The sequence below is a fragment of the Chryseobacterium sp. POE27 genome, from assembly GCF_039727685.1.
GTDB lineage: Bacteria > Bacteroidota > Bacteroidia > Flavobacteriales > Weeksellaceae > Chryseobacterium.
Genome location: NZ_CP152475.1, coordinates 3710222 through 3728366, shown reverse-complemented (window position 1 = coordinate 3728366; position 18145 = coordinate 3710222). Strand labels below are relative to the sequence as shown.

Here is an 18145-nt window from a genome sequence, read left to right as displayed (position 1 = left end):
TTATGGATTTAAAGTAAGATATTCCAGTTCTATAGCACTTTGATTCAGCTTCCAGACCGCATCGGCATAACTGTTTTTTAATGCAACCGCCTGATTGACAAGAATAACAAATTCAAGGTAATTAATCTCTCCAGCCAGGAACTGTTTTTTAGCCGTTTCTGTAATGACATCTGCATTTTTCAGCTCTGAACTTTCGTACCGGTAGACAATATCAAGATTGGTCCGGTAGATATTTTCCACTTTTTTAAGCTGATTCTGCAAATTGAATTCTGTATTCATTAAGTCATTTTCAGCAACGGATTCAGCAACTTTAGCAGCCTGAATTCTTGCCTTCTGTGCACCGGAAAAAACGGGAACGAGAACTCCCAACTGCACAGAATGGAACTGTGGCGCAGAACCATATACTTTATCATCCGCACCCATTCCTCTGAAACTGTTGAGATTATAAGCGAGCTGCAGCCCGGGAAGTAATTTCGCTTTTTCGAGGGCAGTTTGCTGTTGAGAAACATTTTTCTGTTGCTGCAGTATTTTTATAAAAGGATGTGTACTGATTTCCTGCTGAATTCCTGTATTAAAAATTTTTTCATCTTCAAGCAAAAAATCCGTTTCGCTATTTAACAGCCACTGAAACTGATATCCCAAAACGGAAAGTTCCTGCTGCAGTTGTTTTAATTGAATTTCTATGGACGATTTTTGATGGGAAGCCGTTGTTTTTTCCAGAATATTACTTTCTCCAGCTTTCAGGCGGATATTTGCTTTGTCCAGAAAATCCGTGTACAGCTTTAAAGTTTCGAGCAGAAGCTTTTCCTTTTCTTTCCAATACAAAATAGTATAAAACGTAAGACTTACTGCTTTTGTGAGTTCATATTCTTTAAGAGAAACATTCAGCAAAGACTTTTTCCATTCTTCCGTATAAAGATTTTTCTGTTTCTTGTAAACGGTCGGAAATGCGATATTCTGTGAAATCCCGAATTTCATATCCTTGTACACACTGTTGATCTGTCCATAATCAAGACTTATTCCTGTTTGCGGAATATCACTTGCTGATTTTATCAATGCCTTTGAATATTCGGATTTCAGTTTTTCATTCTTAAGATTTCTATTATTTCCTAATGCTGTACGAACGGCAGTTTGCAGGTTGATCGGCGTCTGAGATTTAACTCCGAATCCTGTCAGACCGAATAGTAAAATCAATACAGCCACTCCATTTTTATGATGATTTTTTTTCATTTTAAATCCTTTTTCAATATTTACATATAATAAGGGTAAAACAAACAGTGTAAGAAATGTTGCTACCATTAATCCACCGATAACAACGGTTGCCAGAGGACGCTGAACTTCTGCTCCGGCTCCGTTACTGACAGCCATAGGAATAAATCCTAATGAGGCCACAAAAGCCGTCATCAAAACCGGCCGTAGACGTGATTCTCCTCCGTCAATAACGATTCTTACAATATTCCGCATTCCGCTTTTATAAAGGCGGTTAAACTCAGATATTAAAACAATCCCGTTCAGCACAGCGACTCCGAAAAGGGCAATAAATCCTACTCCGGCACTGATACTGAAAGGCATTCCCCGGATAGCCATCAGAAACACTCCGCCGATAATGGAAAGCGGAATAGCCGTATAAATCAATAAACTTTCTTTCACGGAATTAAAAGCCAGAAACAACATTACGAAAATAAGAGCCAGCGCAACAGGAACAGCGATCATCAGACGTTTTTTGGCATTATTAAGGTTCTCGAAAGACCCTCCATACGTCATATAATATCCTGTAGGAAGCTTCATTTTCTGATCTGTTTTATGCTGAAGTTCTTCCACGATACTTTGAACATCCCTTCCTTTTACATTAAAACCTACCACAATTCGCCTCTGGGCATTTTCCCTCTGAATCTGGTTGGGACCGTTTTTAACCTCCACTTTTGCAAGCTGTGACAATGGAATCTGATCTCCAGAAGGCGTAGGGACCAAAAGGTTTTTAATATCAGTAACATTTTTACGGTCTTTGGTATCCAGCCGTACCACCATATCGAAACGTTTTTCACCTTCAAAGACCAATCCTGTACTTTGCCCCGCAAATGCGGTATTGACAATCCTGTTGATGTCTGAAACAGACAAATGATACTGTGCAATAAGAGGGCGGTTATATTCTATGATAACCTGTGGCATTCCTGAAACAGGTTCTATATAAAGATTTTGGGTTCCGTCTACCGTTTCTATGATTTTTCCTAATTTTTGGGCATTCTGAGAAAGAACATCCAGGTCATCTCCAAAAATTTTGATTACTACATCCTGCCTTGCTCCGGTCATTAATTCGTTAAAACGCATCTGAACCGGAAACTGAAAGCTGGCCGTAATTCCGGGGACTTCCTGCAACTGCTTACCCATTTTATCGGCTAGTTCGGGAAAAGTGGAGGCTGATGTCCATTCTTTTTTTATCCTTTAAAATAACCATCATATCGGAAGCATCCATCGGCATCGGATCGGTGGGTACTTCTCCACTTCCGATCTTCGTAACAACCTTTTCCACTTCGGGAAACCTGGATTTGAGAATATGAGCTGCTTTTTGGGTACTTTCAATCGTTGTCGTCAGATTACTTCCTGGTAAAACTCTTGTATCTACAGCAAAATCCCCCTCTTCGAGAGATGGAATAAACTCTCCTCCCATTCTTGTTACAATGAAAATTGCCGTGATAAATAAAACGGTTACTATCGAAAAAACGGTTTTAGGAATTCTAAGAAGTTTAAGCAGTGTTTTAAGATAACCCTGCTCAACTTTTTTCATGATTCGGTCTGATAAAGTGGGTTTGCCACTTCTTTTTCTCAGCAGGACAGCACTCATCATCGGAATGTACGTCAATGACAGTAAAAATGCTCCCAGCAACGCAAAAGCAACAGTCTGAGCCATTGGCTTGAACATTTTTCCTTCAATTCCCTGTAAAGTAAGGATTGGAAGGTAAACAATAAGAATAATGATCTGTCCGAAAACGGCACTGTTCATCATTTTCCCTGCCGAATCGATAACAATTGTATCCATTTCTGATTTTCCGACGGAAAATATTTTTTTGAATTTTGAATTATGGCTAAACTGATGTAAAACGGATTCTACGATAATGACCGCACCATCGATAATCAATCCGAAATCCAGCGCTCCAAGGCTCATCAGATTTCCACTTACTCCGAAAAGATTCATCATACAGATGGCAAACAGCATCGCCAGAGGGATTACAGAAGCAACCAAAAGACCTGCTCTTATATTTCCTAAAAATAATACGAGAACAAAAACTACGATCAACGCGCCTTCCGTAAGGTTTTTCTCTACCGTTCCGATGGCATTATTAACCATTTTGGTACGATCAAGAAAAGGTTCTATTACTACTCCTTCCGGAAGTGTCTTTTGAACCTGTGCGATTTTTTCTTTTACGTTTTTTATGACCTGATTACTGTTTTCACCTTTCAGCATCATTACCACAGCCCCTGAAACTTCTCCCTCGTCATTAAAAGTCATGGCTCCGTAACGGGTAGCAAAACCCTGTTTTACTTTGGCAATATCTCTTATAAACAGAGGGACATCATTCGTTTTTGTTGCAATAGAAATATTGTTGATTTCGTCAATACTTCCTACCAACCCTTCGCTCCTGATGTATAAAACGGTAGGTCCTTTTTCAATATAAGCACCTCCGGTATTCTGATTGTTGGCCTGTAAAGCATCAAATACATCATTAATGGTTATTCCGTATGCATTAAGCCGGTCGGGATTCACGGCAATCTCGTACTGCTTCAGCTTACCGCCAAAGCTGCTGACCTCAGCCACGCCTTTTACTCCTAAAAGCTGTCTTCTGACCACCCAATCCTGAATGGTGCGAAGTTCTGTGATATTGTATCTTTTTTCATAGCCTTTTTCTGGCCTTACGACATACTGAAAAATTTCGCCGAGACCTGTAGAAATTGGCCCAAGCTGCGGATTTCCTATTCCCTGCGGAATGACTGCCTGCACCTGTTGCAGCCTTTCGGCTACCTGCTGTCTTGCCCAGTAGATGTCAACATCATCTTCAAAAACAATTGTGACAAGTGATAGACCGAATCTGGAAAAACTACGGATTTCTTTTAATCCTGAAATATTATTGTTGGCCTGCTCAATGGGGAAAGTAACAAGCCGTTCTATATCGGTTGCACCGAAAGAAGGTGCCATGGTAATAACCTGTACCTGATTGTTGGTAATATCCGGCACCGCATCGATCGGCAGCCGGGTCACCTGATAGGAACCAATTCCGATAAGCCCTAATACCAACAATGCAATGATGAGTTTATTCTTTACAGAAAACTCAATGATTTTTGTAAGCATAAATTGATTGATTAATCTTAATTATTGTGATAAATTCCGGTATTCTGAAGTACAGCTTCTTATGCATCTTCATCGATGCAAATCCATTGGTATGAAAACAGAATACGCCCAATCATTTTTATGATTGAGAAAACAGATTAAGACTGATGGAATCTTGGGGGCTCCCAGATGGAGTTTACGATTTCTTTGTTGTAAAGAACACTTTTATAAAAGGTTTTCTTGATCTCAAGAGTATGATATACTTTCTCCTTAACGTAAAAGTCTAAAGAAGGATTAACTGTAAAAACCACTGAAAGAAGACTTGCATGCGAAACAAAAGGTAATTTCTGATCGGTTTCATAATCATTGTCTTTAACAGGATGATCATAATGAACTTTCAGAAATGCAGTGAGAGACATCTCAGGACTGAGGTTTTTATGCTCTATGTAATGCTCTATAAGAACCGGTAATTTCAAAAGCTGATAGAGTTCGGTCGTGGAAACCAAATACAATGATAACAACAATATGGAAATCAGCTTTTTCACTACAGCAAAATTATGAATTTATTCATTAAGAATGATTTTAAATTACTGATTTTCAGAGAATTTTCACTAAAAAAACCAGGAAATAAATTCCTGGTAGCAATAATATTCAGACAAAGAGTGGACGTCGTCCACAGAGTATAAAAAAAATTTAATAATGTATTGTTTATGATTTATATTTAATATCCTTAAAAGGAATCATCTTATCAATTGTATATATTCTTCTCTGGTTAAAAATTCATTTTCAGAAGCAGATGTTGAAATCGTTAAAAACCAATAATTATAAGGATCTGTATTGATGTGGGAAGGTTTTTTATGAAGGAATGTATTGATTGATATAATTTTACACTTGCAAGGTGAGAGAAGAGGAAAGGTATCATTGATTCCGTACACCACTCCCCACGAAGCTTCTTTTTCAATAATATCTCTTTTCACATTAAACTCAATCAGGCCGATTTCCCCGATTTCTTTCTGTGCAAAATCAGTAATCCCCACGCAGAAGTCATAAGATCCTATTTTCCTCAGCCATAAATGGTTTCTGGTATAATATAAATTTTTTGGAATAAGCATACGTAGGTTCCTATTTATTTTTGATGAATGGAAGCCGTACAACTTTTGCCTTCACCGGTTTATTCCTGATACTGATAAAAATTTCATTTCCAATATTTGAATTTTCTGTCGAAACATATCCCATTCCTATTGCTTTTTTTAAGGTAGGAGACATTGTTCCGGAGGTTACAGTTCCTATAATTTCATGATTTTCATTCCAGATTTCGTAGCCATGACGGGGAATTCCTTTTTCCTCTATTTCAAAGCCTACAAGCTTTTTAGAAACTCCTTTCTCTTTCTGGATTTTTAAGAATCCGCTATGGGTAAAATCTTTGTTAAATTTGGTGATCCAGCCCAATCCGGCTTCTAATGGTGAGGTAAAATCGTCAATATCATTTCCGTAAAGGCAAAAGCCCATTTCCAAACGTAGCGTATCTCTGGCAGCCAGCCCGATAGCTTCTATACCTTCATCTTTTCCGGCTTCAAAAATAGATTCCCACAAATGTCCCGCATATCTGTTCTCAACATAGATTTCAAAGCCGCCCGCTCCGGTATAGCCTGTGCATGAGATCAATACATTAGGAATATGAGCCAGCTCTCCTATTGTAAATGTATAATTTTCAAGTTCTTTTAAACTGATATCCGTAAGCTTCTGCAGAACCTGCGCCGCTTTAGGTCCCTGAACCGCCAGCAGGGAAACAGAATTTGAAATGTTGGTAACTTCCGCACCGAAAGAATTATGCCTTACAATCCAATCCAGGTCTTTTTTTATGTTGGATGCATTCACGACAAGAAGATAATCATCATGACTTATCATATAAACCAGAAGATCATCGACGATTCCGCCTGTATCATTAGGCATACAGCTGTACTGAACTTTCCCCGGAAAAAGCTTTGATGCATCATTGGAAGTAATTTTCTGAATGAGTGATAAAGCGTCCTTTCCCTGTATTGAGATCTCGCCCATATGAGAGACATCAAATACACCGACTCCGTTTCTTACCGTTTCATGCTCATGGTTTACCCCTTTGTACTTAACAGGCATTTCATAACCAGCAAATTCTACCATTTTCCCGCCAAGGATATGATGTATTGCATTAAATGCCGTTTTCTTTATTTTTATAGTGGTCATATATTATGATAAACTCTGTTAATGATTCGTATGAATCAGACCTGGTAATCCTTCTGAACCGAAAAGGTTTCCGATCAAAAGTTGTGTTATTATTTTAGCAAAAGTAGACTGTTTGCCGGTAAAATCCGGTGACCTATCTCTTTTTTTAAACTTGATTTAAGTCAAGTTTGATTTTGCCTAAAATAGCGTAGCTTTGTAGCGGCATGATCTCAAAATTTATTTTCAATAATCAGTATCTTTTTGATGAGCTTCCCGACTGTGACAAGGAAATGCTCAAAAGAGCCATGCAGAATAAGAATTACCGTAAAAATGAAGCCATTTTCACAGATGGAACCATCCCTACAGGAATTTTTTATTTAAAAACAGGTAAAGTAAAAAAATATAAAGTAGATAACGACGGCCGAGAACAGATTATCTATATTTACAATACCGGCGAGTTTTTTGGGTATTCCGCGATTTTAAGCAATGAATCCTACGGAGATACCACTCAGGCCATTGAAAATTCCGTTATTGCATTTATATCTAAAGAAGATTTTTTAAAGATCCTGGATCAGTCGGTTGTCTTTTCGAGATTGTTGTTAAAAAGCCTTAGCCATGAATTCAGTGTTATGGCCAATCTGATGACTGTTCTGTCTCAGCGTACCGTAAGAGAGCGGGTAGCGTTAAGTCTTTTGATTCTGCATAAAAAATACCACTCCAATATTCCTGAGGAACACGTATATATTTCTCTGTCCCGCACTGATCTTGCCAATATGGTAGGCACAGCCAATGAAACCCTGGCAAGAATACTTCATGATTTCAGGCAGGACGGACTTATTGTGATGGACGGCCGTAAAATACAATTAACAGATTTAAAGCAACTTATTCATATCGCAAATCTTCACTGAGTTGAATACCTGTGTATCGAGGAATTGATTGTTCATTTTTATACAGTTTTTAAATTTTATCTATAATTTTATAAAATAATTCATTCATGTTCAGGCATAAAGGAAAAGGGCGTACCTATTCCCATAATCTAAAACTGGCTTCCATCTTATCCTGTGTGGCAGGATTGGTAAATATTACCGGCGTACTTGCAGTGAATACACTGACGACCAACGTTACCGGGCATTTTGCTTTTTTCTCAGAACAACTGTTCCTGGAAAATTATAAGATGGCTTTTATTTATTTATTTTACATCCTTTTCTTTTTGTTGGGAGCTTTTATTTCAGGAGCCGTTATGGAATGGGCATCCAAATCAAGATTTCATACCTCTTACATTATTCCTATATTCATTGAAGTGGCTATCATGCTTGCCATAAGTTGTATGCCTGATACACTGCTTAAGGAAAATCCTTCTTTCCGCATTGCTGTTTCGTCTGCACTTCTTTTCACGATGGGACTACAAAACGCCCTGGTCACCAAAGTATCTCAATCTGTTGTAAGAACCACCCATCTTACCGGGCTTTTCACCGATCTCGGCATAGAGCTTTCACAACTGCTGTTTTACCGCGAAAAAAGAGATCAGATAAGATTACATAAAAGTGTTTTTTTAAAACTCATGATTATCAGCGGATTCTTTATCGGTGGAATAATCGGTGGGTTTACATTTCAGCGTTTCGCACTCAAAACACTTCTGCTTCCTGTTGCTCTGTTGCTGTTTGCTTTGTGGTACGATCATCTTTTATTTAAATATTATCATTTTAAAAGAAAATTCAGGCATCATGATTAGCTGAATTTTAAAATCATGTTAAAAAAAGTCCTTTCAAAGAGAAAGGACTGAAAACACTTTATCCGGAACATTTCGCTTCATCTTTTTTTACGCCTATTTTATTCAGGATCATATACATCAGGCACCAGCCGGTAAGTGCATGAATCCACATATTGACTCCGACAAAACCTGTCAGCCAGAACCAGTTTGGATTACTATAAATTCCCAAAAGCAGACTTATCAGGATGAAAGTTCCTGCTATGGCATGTACAATTCTTGTTTGCATATTTTATTTCTTTTTACATTGATTTTTCGAGAGGCAAGCTTGCCATATGAACGTGGGAAAAATTTTCCTGTTCCGAATTGAGGATTTCTATCTTTTTATATATTTCATCAACAAACCCATCTTCCGCAAAGACCGTAAAAAGCAAGGAATCTACCGATAAATGCTCTGTGGAAAACCATCTGTCGATATCACTGCCGTTATTTTTGTATCCTTTTACCGATTGATATGAGAAAGTTTTTACGCCGGAATGTTTAAGAATATTGATCACCTCTGTTTCAAATTCTTCTATTGCTGTGATTAATAATAGTTTCATAAGATAAATGTTTAATTGGAAACCTCATATGTTTTAAAATCTATGAGGTTTCCTGGTTTTTATGCTTCAAAAAATTTGTCCTCAGAATCGGGATTTTTCTCCCATTTTTTTCTTTCCGTGATGTAATAAACCAGCGGTACCACAATCAGCGTAAGCAAAGTAGAAACGATCGCTCCAAACACCAGTGAAATGGCCAGTCCTTGGAAAATAGGATCAAAAAGAATGATGACCGCTCCGATCACTACGGCACCTGTTGTCAGCAAAATCGGCGTTGTTCTTACCGCTCCGGCTTCGATGATAGCCTGCTTGATAGGGATACCTTCTTTGAGACGGATTTCGATAAAGTCGATCAAAAGAACGGAATTCCTTACCATGACACCCGCCAGAGCAATCATTCCGATAAAAGATGTTGCGGTGAAGAATGCACCCAGCAGCCAGTGGCCCAATACAATCCCAATCAACGAAAGCGGAATGGCAACCATCATGACAATCGGTGTTTTGAAATTCTGGAACCAGCCGACAATCAGCATGTAAATAATGATAATCACGACCGCAAATGCAGTTCCTAAATCCTTGAATACTTCTAAGGTAATCTGCCATTCTCCGTCCCATTTCACGGTGTAATTGCTCTCATCTTCAGGCTGATTCATATACAGTTCATTCATTGAATAACCATTCGGAAGCTGGATTTTTTTTAGCTTTTCATCCATCCCCAAAATCGCATAAGCCGGACTTTCCAGTTTTCCCGCCATATCAGCAAGAACATAAACAACTCTTTTCTGGTCTTTTCTGTAAATGGCTTTATCCAGTTCTTTTTCTTGCACTTTTACAAGGTCTCCTGCAGGAACCATTCCCATCTGTCCTTTAATTTTCAATCCCGTAATATCCTGAATACTGGCTTTATCAGCATTTTTAAGTTTCATGACAATATCCACCGGATCGTTGGATTTTTCATCGTAAAGATTCCCTATAGGATATTCTCCCATCAGATAGGTCATATTCCCCACAATCTGTTGAGGAGCGATACCGTTCAGCATTGCTTTTTCTTTATCCGGAACAAGCTTGAATTCCTTCTGTGGCGCTTCTACCATCCAGTCGATATCTACCACATCATCAGTTTTCTTTAAAATATCTTCAACCTGTTTCGCTACTTTTATCTGCCCTTCATAATCTGGTCCGTAGATTTCTGCGACAATCGTTGAAAGAACCGGTGGTCCCGGCGGAACTTCCACCACTTTTACATTCGCATCATATTTGGCAGCTATTTTCTGAATCTCGGGACGCATTCTTTTAGCCACATCATGACTTTGCGCATCGCGGTCTTCCTTATGCAGAAGATTAACTTGAATATCTGCCGTATTGCTGTTTCCACGCATATCATAATGACGAACCAGACCATTAAAGGTAATCGGAGCAGATGAGCCCACATAATTCTGATAATTTACGACTTCCGGAACAGTTTTCAGGTATTGTGCAATATCCTGCGTAACGGCCGAAGTTCTTTCCAGCGTTGTTCCTTCCGGCATATCGATCACCACCTGGATCTCATTTTTATTATCAAAAGGAAGCATTTTTACCGCTACCCATTTGGTGAAAAACGCTGCAACAGAAATCAGTAATAAAACTATAGTAACCGCCATCATTGTCCATCTTTTTGATTGTGAATCCAGAAGTGGCTGTTCAATTTTTTTATAGATCCTATAAATTCTTCCTGTTTCAAGGCCCTGCTCTTCATTATGATGTTGCTCATCTTTTACCTTTAATAAATGATAGCCCAGATACGGTGTCACTGTTAATGCCACAAAAAGGGAAAGCAGCATTGCAATAGAAGCTCCGATAGGCATCGGCGACATATAAGGTCCCATCATTCCGCTTACGAATGCCATTGGCAAAATCGCAGCAATCACGGTAAATGTTGCTAAAATGGTAGGATTTCCCACCTCGTTAATGGCATAAATTGCAGCCTGCTTAAACGGCAGCTTCTTCATGTGAAAATGCCGGTGCATATTTTCAGCGATGATGATACTGTCATCCACCACGATTCCGACTACAAAAACTAATGCAAATAGGGTAATTCTGTTCAGCGTATATCCTAAAATATAATAGCTGAATAAAGTTAAAGCAAACGTCAACGGAACGGAGAAAAATACAACCAAACCTCCTCGCCATCCCATTGCCAGCATTACCAGAACCGTGACGGCCAAAATCGCAATACCAAGGTGCATCAGTAATTCTGAAACTTTGTGGGAAGCTGTTTCTCCATAATTTCTCGTCACTTCTACGTGTACATCATCCGGGATTAAATTTTTCTTTAACACATCAACCTTAGCAAGAATCTGCTCAGAAATTTTCATGGCATCAGATCCTTTCACCTTGGAAACAGAAACCGTAACGGCAGGATATTCTGATTTGCATTTTTTGCCGTTTTCTACTGCATTTCCATAGCCAAAACTTACATAATTCGACGGGTCAGAAGCGCCGTCTTTTATCGTTGCCACCTGTTTCAGATACACCGGCATATTCTGAGAAGTTCCGATAACCAGATTTTCCACATCTTCCGCAGAATTGAGAAACTGACCTGTTGTTAAAAGATATTCCGAATCGCCTGAATCAAACTTTCCGGATTGTGAACTTCCGTTGTTTGCCTGTATCATCTGCATTACGGAAAGCGCATCCACATTCAGTTCAGCCATTTTATCTTTATCTAAAACGACTTGTAACTGGCGATTTCTTCCGCCTATAGTTTTGGTAAGAGAAACATCTTTTATTTTTTTGATTTCAGAAGATAGTTCCTCTCCAATCTGGCGAAGCTGAAAATCATTGTAATTAGCATTATCACTCCACAAAGTCAGTCCGAGCATAGGGACATCATCAATAGAACGGGTTTTCACCATCGGTTCCATCACGCCTTTCGGGAATATATTTTTGTTCTTCATCAGCTCATCGTAAAGCTTTACATAAGAACGTTCCGTATCTTCTCCAACATAAAACTGAACGATAATCATGGCCTGCCCGTTCATGGACATCGAGTGAATATGTTCTACCCCTTTGATATTGGAAATAATCTTTTCCAAAGGCTTTACCACACGGCTTTCAACCTCTTTCGGGCTTGCTCCGGGATAGCCGACCATGACATCCGCCATCGGAATGATGATCTGCGGTTCTTCTTCTCTTGGTATTAGTGTGGAACTGTACACTCCGATAATCATCAAAGCAATCATCAACAGAATCGTTAATTTTGAATTGATGAAAAACTCGGCGATACGTCCTGCGAATCCTTTTTCCATAAAAAAAATATTTTTAAATGTAACAGTCTAACAATTTATCAATATAACAATCAAATCCATAAAAGAATCATTGCTATACTGTTAGATTGATTCATTGTTACATTATTTGGTTTGAATTTTTGCTCCGTTATACAATTTCCCGGTTGAAGAAACGATGTACGATTCTTTAGGGTTTAAACCTGAAAGGATTTCTACCTGATCTCCGATTGTTTTACCCGTTTTCAGCCATCTTAAAACTGCCGTATTCTGTGAACTGACTACATATACACCTGTAAGCTGACCGTTTTCTACCAAAGCCATTTTAGGAATCATCATACCTTCCTGAAAACTCTGATTGATTTTACCTGAAGATCTGAAAGGAAACTGTACGTTGACAAACATTCCCGGAAGCAAACCGGAGGCGTTGTGAATATTGATTTTGACCATATATTGCCCGCCGGTTTGAGCAGATGACTTGCTGATTTCTGAAACGGTTCCGGAAACAGTTTTATTTAAAGATTTCAACGTAACCTCAACCGGCATTCCGTTGGAAATCATAGCGATATTCTGCTCAGAAACCAGAACCTGCGCCTGCAAAGATGACGGTGATTCTATGGTGAGCAAAGGCATTCCCGGGCTTGCCATATCCCCCTGCTCCGCGAATTTCGCTGTAATTGTTCCTGAAATCGGTGCTGTAACGTTGGTATAACGGTATTGCGCACTGACTTCATTTTTCATCTGCTGTGCTGCCTGCAATCCTGCCTGTGCCATTTCGTAACGGGCTCTCATATCATCCAGCTCTTTCTGGGAGGCGCTTTGTGATTTATACAAATTCAGGAATCTTTCGTAGTCTTTTTTAGCAATATTGTAGCTGGCTCGTGCCTGTGCAATATTTGCAGAAGCCTGACCGCCTTTTGCCTGAATATCTGCTGCATTGATGCTTATCAAAAGCTGACCTGCATTGACGTCTTGTCCCACTTCTGCCTTCATTGAAGTGATGTAGCCCATCATTCTGGTAGAAACATTGACGGAATTTTTGGCAACCAGTTTTCCACTTGCTGTGGCTGATGAGCCTTCCGTGCCTGCAGTTGTACGGCTTACCGTAACTGAAACGGGTGCATCTGTATTCTGTGCAGATTTTTTCTCTTCTGAACAGCTTCCCAACAGAAGTGTACTGAGAATAAAGGTTAAATAAAGGTATGTTTTCATTATTAAATTTTTTCTTTTTATTTATTTCCACAGGTTCCACCTGCGGCTATTGTTATTGAACCCTTCGGGTTCTGGCTCCAGTACATTATTTTCTCAAAAAACTTCTCATATTCGCTGGCGACGTTGTACTCGAAAATGGTCTGCTGATATTCCAGTTCTTTTTGGGACATCAGGGTCTCTGCGGAAAGAAGATCGGAGGATTTTTCCAAGCCCTGATCGTAACGGTTTTTGCGGATTCTGTAGGCTTCTTTGCTTTGTTCCCAAGCCTGTTTCGTGAAATTGATCTTCGATGCGGCATCTTCAATCTGGCGGCTGGCTTTGTTGAGTTCCAGCTGGCTTTGCTTGGAATACTGCTCGATTTCGGTCTGTGCTCTGGAACGTTCTGCTTTGTATTTTTCCTGCTCGCTTTTTGATTTCAGTCCGTCAAAAACATTCCAGGAAAGCTGAATTCCTGCGAGATAACCATTGGCATTGAATTGCGCAATCTTATTGTCATACATCTCAAAACTTCCGAACGCATTGAGTTTGGGAAGAAATTTTGCTTTTGATGATTTTATCATCCAGTTGTAGGCTTCGAGCGATTTTTGATAAGCCTGTAAATCTTTACGATTCTGATTAAGCTTTGCGCCGGAATCTGTAATGTATTCTGTATATTCAAGCGTTTCTGAGGGTTTCAGGATTTTTTCTTCTGAATTTTCATCCAGAAGAAAATATAAATAATCGGAAGCGTTCCTAATGTTTGATTTTGCGGTCTGAATCTGACTTTCCATTTCGCTGATGCGTACCTCCATATACAGCACCTCGGATTTCTGAATCATCCCGTTTTTATAATAATTTTCAATAACTTTTTTATTGGCAAGCGTCGTTTGTTTAGCGTTTTCCAGTGTTTCCAGCATTTTGTAAGCGAGCTGAAGCATCATATAAGATTTTTTCAGCTCAAACTGAACATACTCTTTTATTCTTTCTGTTTTGATGTTCAGCACCTCTGCTTTTACCTCGCCTGCTTTTTTCTGATACACCGCATCCATATTGATAATGGGCTGCTGAACTTCTATTTTTGTGGCAAAACTGGAAATACTTTTCGGGCTGTTCAGATTATCGGGGTTGAAATCCATCATCGTGATTCTTTCCTGATTGAGCTTGGTACCAAATGCATACAACGGGTTATTGGTATTCGAAAAAGTGTAGGAAGCATTCACATTCGGAAGGTACATTGCTCTGGTTCCCAGAAGTTCGGCTTTGGCGAGCTCTGCCTCTTTTGTTGCCATTTTCACCTGAAGATTATTATCTATGATTTTATTTTCCAGATCCGCTTTGGAAATAGAAATAATCTCCTGCGAAAAAGCTTCTGAACAGGTCGTGAATAATAAAATAAGTATGGCTATTTTTCTCATTTCTCTAATTTTAAAGCAAAATTAGGCTGCTGAAGAATCTCACACAGTAACCAACATCACATAAACCTGTTTTTCTCGAGCGAGCATAAAAAAAGCCGCCCATAAAGAGCGGCCACCATTAAGAATATGGAAATACTACATCAGTTTTATCTGCGGAATCATCGTAATTTTTGATTTCACAGAATTGGATATCAAACAATTGGCCTCAGATTTCTGAAGAACACGTTCCGCTTTTTCCCTGTCCGATTCGTTTTCTATGGTAACGACAGGTTCCAGAATCACTTCGGTCATCAGGAATTTACCTTCTACCTGTTCCAGTTTTCCTTTAGATTTACATTCAAAATCTGAAAATTCGAGTTTTGAGTTTTCAGCTATGGCCAGAAATGTAGTCATCAGACAACTGCTTACTGCTGCGGTGAAAAGGTGTTCCGGAGACCAGATTCCTTCCATTCCTTTCGGAAATTGCGGCGGAGTGGCTACTTCTATATTTTGATTTTGGGTCAGTTCAGGAGAAGTCATTTCACCTTTACGGTTATTTTTCCAGTGTACGTCTACGGTATAATAATGTGCTTCCATCATTTTAGATTTTATTGTTAAGACTCATCCATCCGCCACCGTTATGAACGTTTTTGTACCCATTATTGTGAAGGATGTTTTTCGCAGAAGAACTTCTCATACCGGAAGCACAACACGTAATAATTGTTTTATCTTTACTTAATTTTGAAAGATTTTTCTCCAGCTGATCAACAGGAATATTTATAGAATTTTTAATATGTCCGCCTGCATATTCGCTTTTGCTTCTTACATCTACAATCACGGCACCTTGTTTTATAAGATCCGCGTAGTCGGTTTTATCCATCCCGAAAAGGTTTTTTATGGCTTCTAACATTGTATTGATTTTTAAATTGATGATGCAAATGTATGCTTAGAAAAGAAGCCCGTCAGTGATAAAGGTTACAATAGGGTAATTTTATTTCGGAAAAGTTTTATTTTGCCGTCGGTTTCGATCTGTTTGAGGACACGGCTCACGGCTTCCCTTGTAATTCCGAGTTCGTCGGCCAACTGCTGATGGGTTACATTAAGCTCTTTTGATTTGTATAATTGGGCTTTCTGGTTCAGAAGATGTAGCAGTCTTGTATCTGCTTTCTGGAAGGCGACAGAATTTACCACTTCCAGCAAATCTTCAAATCTTCTTTGATACAGGCCGAAGATAAAATCTGTCCATTCAGGGTATTTCCGTAACCATTCTTTGGACTGCTGCAGGGAAATCATCAGAATTTCTGCATCTTCCTCCACCACAACTTTTACTTTTGAAGTATCCTGTGTAAGCCCGGAAAGAATGGAAGAAATACAACTTTCGCCCGGCGTGAGATAATAAAGAAGAATTTCCCTTCCGTCTTCTTCAGTCCGGATCACTTTAATGCTCCCCGAAACCACCAGCGGAATATAATGGATGTACGAATTGATATCTAAAATAACGGTTCCAGCTGGAAACAGCTTAAGGTTTTCGTTTGATGCAATTTCTTTTTTGAATTCCGGATCTGATATTTTGTTGATATTCATACTCAAAGATAAATATAATTAACAATAACTTTTTAAGTTTAAATTATGCATCTGCTTAAAATTTAATTAACCGCAAAAGCTACAAAAGATAATACAATGTAATGATTAGTATATTCAAAGTTCTCAAAAGAATAAAAATCAAAGATTTTTTTAAAAACTATTGTGACCTTTTTTATTTAAAGTAAATGATTACAAATAAAACTTTTTAAACCTGCCTTTTGTGGCTTTTGTGGTTAAATTTAATATATGTTTAAACAGTTAAAAAAAACCGACTGCAAAATACAGCCGGTTGGATAAATTGGATAATGAAAAATATTTTCTATTTACAACAATTCGATCAATTCATTCTACATAACAGAAAGATAAATTATTTTTAACAGCCTTGCAGATGATCTGATATGTACCTGCCGGCTTTTTGTTTATAATTTCTTTAAAGTTTTTAAAAGAACCAGCTGCAAACACAGCCGGTTCAACGGAAGAGATCACTCTTCCTTTCTAAAAACACTTAATACACATTACTTACTCCTGAAGCTTTTTTATACTTCGCTTCATTGATCTTATATTCTGCTTTGGCATCCAGAATCTCCGATTTCGCCTCCTGCCAAAGAACCTGAGCTTTTAATACTTCTTCTGCCACAACAGTTCCTGCATCATAGCGGTCCTGATTCAAACGTAGATTTTCCGTAGCCTGAACAAGAGATTTTTCAGCAAGCTCAATACGTTTTACCGACTGATTGAGCTGCATGACTGCATTCTGAACTTCCAGCACCAGGAGTTCTTTCGTTTCTTCCATTTCAAGCTTTTGGGCATTGGTTTTATACTGCTGTTCTTTTACTTTCTCCTTTCTTGCCCCCCAGTCATAAATCGGGATATTCACAGACAGCATTCCCACAAATCCCTGCATATTGTTTTTCATATTAACAGGATTAACATTTTTACCAAAACTGGAGAAGCCGATTCCCGAAAGAGCTACGCTAGGCTTGCGGTCACCGTCAAGCAATTTTTCCTGAAGCTCATTCATTTCTACCGCTTTGGCAAGAATGGAAAGCTCGGGCCGGTTCGTTGGCTGCAGCTGACTGTCTGCCAGAACACCATCAAAACCGCCGCTTACAGCATCCTCCACGTCAAAATCTGAATTGGAAAGTCCGGCAATCTGAGCAAGGTTTAACTTGGCAATGCTGAGACCATCTTCTGCACGTTTCAGATTGAGCTGAGCCTCGTTCTGCTGAACTTCTACTTTCAACAGATCATTTTTATAAGTAAGCCCGGCATCAAAAGAATTCTTCACATTGGTATGCAGCTGATCCAGAAGCCTTATGTATTCTTTGGCCAGTGCTATTTTCTCCTTGGCATTTACAATTTGCCAGTATGTGGTTTCTGCAGAGAGTTTTACCTCTTCTTTGGTAAGGCTTTTCTGAGCCATCTGCAGATCTACAGCCGCTGAAGAAATCTTTTTCCCGGTTTCTACCTTTCCACCGGCATACAGAACCTGGGTAACGTTCACATTAGCACTTCCTAATACTTCCGGTATCAGGTCGGAAAGCGGTTTGGAGAAATAATATCCTCCCACACTTCCGTCTACTGTAGGTTTTCCTCCTGCTTCGGCAGACGTTCTGGCAGCCTTGGCAGCTTCTATGCTCTGTTGCGCTTTTTTGATCTTCTTATTGTTCTCTAATGCCAGGTTTTTGACTTCATCCACAGAAATCACTCGTTCCTGCGCCTGAAAACTGACCGCTGCAGCGAGCATCAGGACCAGAACTATTTTTGATATCGTATCGTATATGATTTTCATTTTTTTTACATAAAGGTTGCCCTGTAACAATAAACGAAGGAGCTTATGAACAAGAAATTATACAGGACAACCGGTTAAAAAATTT

Annotated in this window: 14 protein-coding genes and 1 pseudogene; 2 read left to right on the top strand and 13 right to left on the bottom strand. The window is 39.0% G+C overall.

All coding sequences use genetic code 11. The annotated features are described in order from the left end of the window. The 4 genes and pseudogenes from AAHI02_RS17860 to gcvT all read right to left on the bottom strand — a co-directional run bounded on the left by AAHI02_RS17860 (position 1) and on the right by gcvT (position 6547). Positions 1–4345, bottom strand: a pseudogene (locus tag AAHI02_RS17860) (CusA/CzcA family heavy metal efflux RND transporter). 137 nt (positions 4346–4482) lie between these two features. Next, on the bottom strand, positions 4483–4869 hold the full coding sequence (locus tag AAHI02_RS17855; RefSeq protein WP_346984399.1) for a hypothetical protein: 387 nt from the start codon (positions 4867–4869) through the stop codon (positions 4483–4485). 195 nt (positions 4870–5064) lie between these two features. Continuing rightward, on the bottom strand, positions 5065–5436 hold the full coding sequence (locus AAHI02_RS17850) for a glycine cleavage system protein H (protein ID WP_346984398.1): 372 nt from the start codon (positions 5434–5436) through the stop codon (positions 5065–5067). A 10-nt stretch (positions 5437–5446) separates the two neighbouring features. Beyond that, on the bottom strand, positions 5447–6547 hold the full coding sequence (gene gcvT, locus AAHI02_RS17845) for a glycine cleavage system aminomethyltransferase GcvT (protein ID WP_346984397.1): 1101 nt from the start codon (positions 6545–6547) through the stop codon (positions 5447–5449). 203 nt (positions 6548–6750) lie between these two features. Here gcvT and AAHI02_RS17840 point away from each other — a divergent pair, with 203 nt between their 5' ends. Both AAHI02_RS17840 and AAHI02_RS17835 read left to right on the top strand, forming a co-directional pair. Further along, positions 6751–7434 (top strand): Crp/Fnr family transcriptional regulator, encoded by a 684-nt coding sequence (locus AAHI02_RS17840; RefSeq protein ID WP_346984396.1) that lies wholly within the window; start codon positions 6751–6753, stop codon positions 7432–7434. Positions 7435–7520: 86 nt separating this feature from the next. Then, positions 7521–8258 (top strand): YoaK family protein, encoded by a 738-nt coding sequence (locus AAHI02_RS17835; RefSeq protein WP_346984395.1) that lies wholly within the window; start codon positions 7521–7523, stop codon positions 8256–8258. A gap of 58 nt (positions 8259–8316) precedes the next feature. On the opposite strand, the gene AAHI02_RS17830 is transcribed toward AAHI02_RS17835, so the two are convergent. From AAHI02_RS17830 to AAHI02_RS17790, 9 genes are all read right to left on the bottom strand, one after another. Then, on the bottom strand, positions 8317–8523 hold the full coding sequence (locus tag AAHI02_RS17830) for a DUF2892 domain-containing protein (protein WP_346984394.1): 207 nt from the start codon (positions 8521–8523) through the stop codon (positions 8317–8319). A gap of 13 nt (positions 8524–8536) precedes the next feature. Next, a complete protein-coding gene (locus AAHI02_RS17825; protein WP_346984393.1) occupies positions 8537–8836 on the bottom strand; it encodes a hypothetical protein in 300 nt (99 codons plus the stop codon). 59 nt (positions 8837–8895) lie between these two features. Next, the gene (locus AAHI02_RS17820; RefSeq protein WP_346984392.1) at positions 8896–12123 is read right to left on the bottom strand and encodes an efflux RND transporter permease subunit; all 3228 of its coding nucleotides are present in this window, start codon (positions 12121–12123) and stop codon (positions 8896–8898) included. A 102-nt stretch (positions 12124–12225) separates the two neighbouring features. Continuing rightward, the gene (locus AAHI02_RS17815) at positions 12226–13311 is read right to left on the bottom strand and encodes an efflux RND transporter periplasmic adaptor subunit (protein WP_346984391.1); all 1086 of its coding nucleotides are present in this window, start codon (positions 13309–13311) and stop codon (positions 12226–12228) included. Positions 13312–13328: 17 nt separating this feature from the next. Then, positions 13329–14705: a TolC family protein gene (locus AAHI02_RS17810; RefSeq protein WP_346984390.1), complete on the bottom strand. Its 1377-nt coding sequence runs from the start codon at positions 14703–14705 to the stop codon at positions 13329–13331. 135 nt (positions 14706–14840) lie between these two features. Then, positions 14841–15284, bottom strand: a complete 444-nt coding sequence (locus tag AAHI02_RS17805; RefSeq protein WP_346984389.1) for an OsmC family protein — start codon at positions 15282–15284, stop codon at positions 14841–14843. A gap of 1 nt (position 15285) precedes the next feature. Continuing rightward, entirely contained in the window at positions 15286–15594 is a 309-nt protein-coding gene (locus tag AAHI02_RS17800) for a rhodanese-like domain-containing protein (protein ID WP_346984388.1), read from the bottom strand. Between the two features lie 65 nt (positions 15595–15659). After that, positions 15660–16268, bottom strand: coding sequence for a Crp/Fnr family transcriptional regulator (locus tag AAHI02_RS17795; protein WP_346984387.1), 609 nt, complete (start codon positions 16266–16268; stop codon positions 15660–15662). A 505-nt stretch (positions 16269–16773) separates the two neighbouring features. Further along, positions 16774–18060, bottom strand: a complete 1287-nt coding sequence (locus AAHI02_RS17790; RefSeq protein ID WP_346984386.1) for a TolC family protein — start codon at positions 18058–18060, stop codon at positions 16774–16776. Between the last annotated feature and the right edge of the window lie 85 nt (positions 18061–18145).

Excerpts from the sequence above, each read along its gene's own strand:
- AAHI02_RS17850 (WP_346984398.1), bottom strand. The coding sequence starts at position 5,436 with ATGCTTATTCCAAAAAATTTATATTATACCAGAAACCATTTATGGCTG.
- gcvT (WP_346984397.1), bottom strand. The coding sequence starts at position 6,547 with ATGACCACTATAAAAATAAAGAAAACGGCATTTAATGCAATACATCAT.
- AAHI02_RS17840 (WP_346984396.1), top strand. The coding sequence starts at position 6,751 with ATGATCTCAAAATTTATTTTCAATAATCAGTATCTTTTTGATGAGCTT.
- AAHI02_RS17835 (WP_346984395.1), top strand. The coding sequence starts at position 7,521 with ATGTTCAGGCATAAAGGAAAAGGGCGTACCTATTCCCATAATCTAAAA.
- AAHI02_RS17830 (WP_346984394.1), bottom strand. The coding sequence starts at position 8,523 with ATGCAAACAAGAATTGTACATGCCATAGCAGGAACTTTCATCCTGATA.
- AAHI02_RS17825 (WP_346984393.1), bottom strand. The coding sequence starts at position 8,836 with ATGAAACTATTATTAATCACAGCAATAGAAGAATTTGAAACAGAGGTG.
- AAHI02_RS17820 (WP_346984392.1), bottom strand. The coding sequence starts at position 12,123 with ATGGAAAAAGGATTCGCAGGACGTATCGCCGAGTTTTTCATCAATTCA.
- AAHI02_RS17815 (WP_346984391.1), bottom strand. The coding sequence starts at position 13,311 with ATGAAAACATACCTTTATTTAACCTTTATTCTCAGTACACTTCTGTTG.
- AAHI02_RS17810 (WP_346984390.1), bottom strand. The coding sequence starts at position 14,705 with ATGAGAAAAATAGCCATACTTATTTTATTATTCACGACCTGTTCAGAA.
- AAHI02_RS17805 (WP_346984389.1), bottom strand. The coding sequence starts at position 15,284 with ATGATGGAAGCACATTATTATACCGTAGACGTACACTGGAAAAATAAC.
- AAHI02_RS17800 (WP_346984388.1), bottom strand. The coding sequence starts at position 15,594 with ATGTTAGAAGCCATAAAAAACCTTTTCGGGATGGATAAAACCGACTAC.
- AAHI02_RS17795 (WP_346984387.1), bottom strand. The coding sequence starts at position 16,268 with ATGAATATCAACAAAATATCAGATCCGGAATTCAAAAAAGAAATTGCA.
- AAHI02_RS17790 (WP_346984386.1), bottom strand. The coding sequence starts at position 18,060 with ATGAAAATCATATACGATACGATATCAAAAATAGTTCTGGTCCTGATG.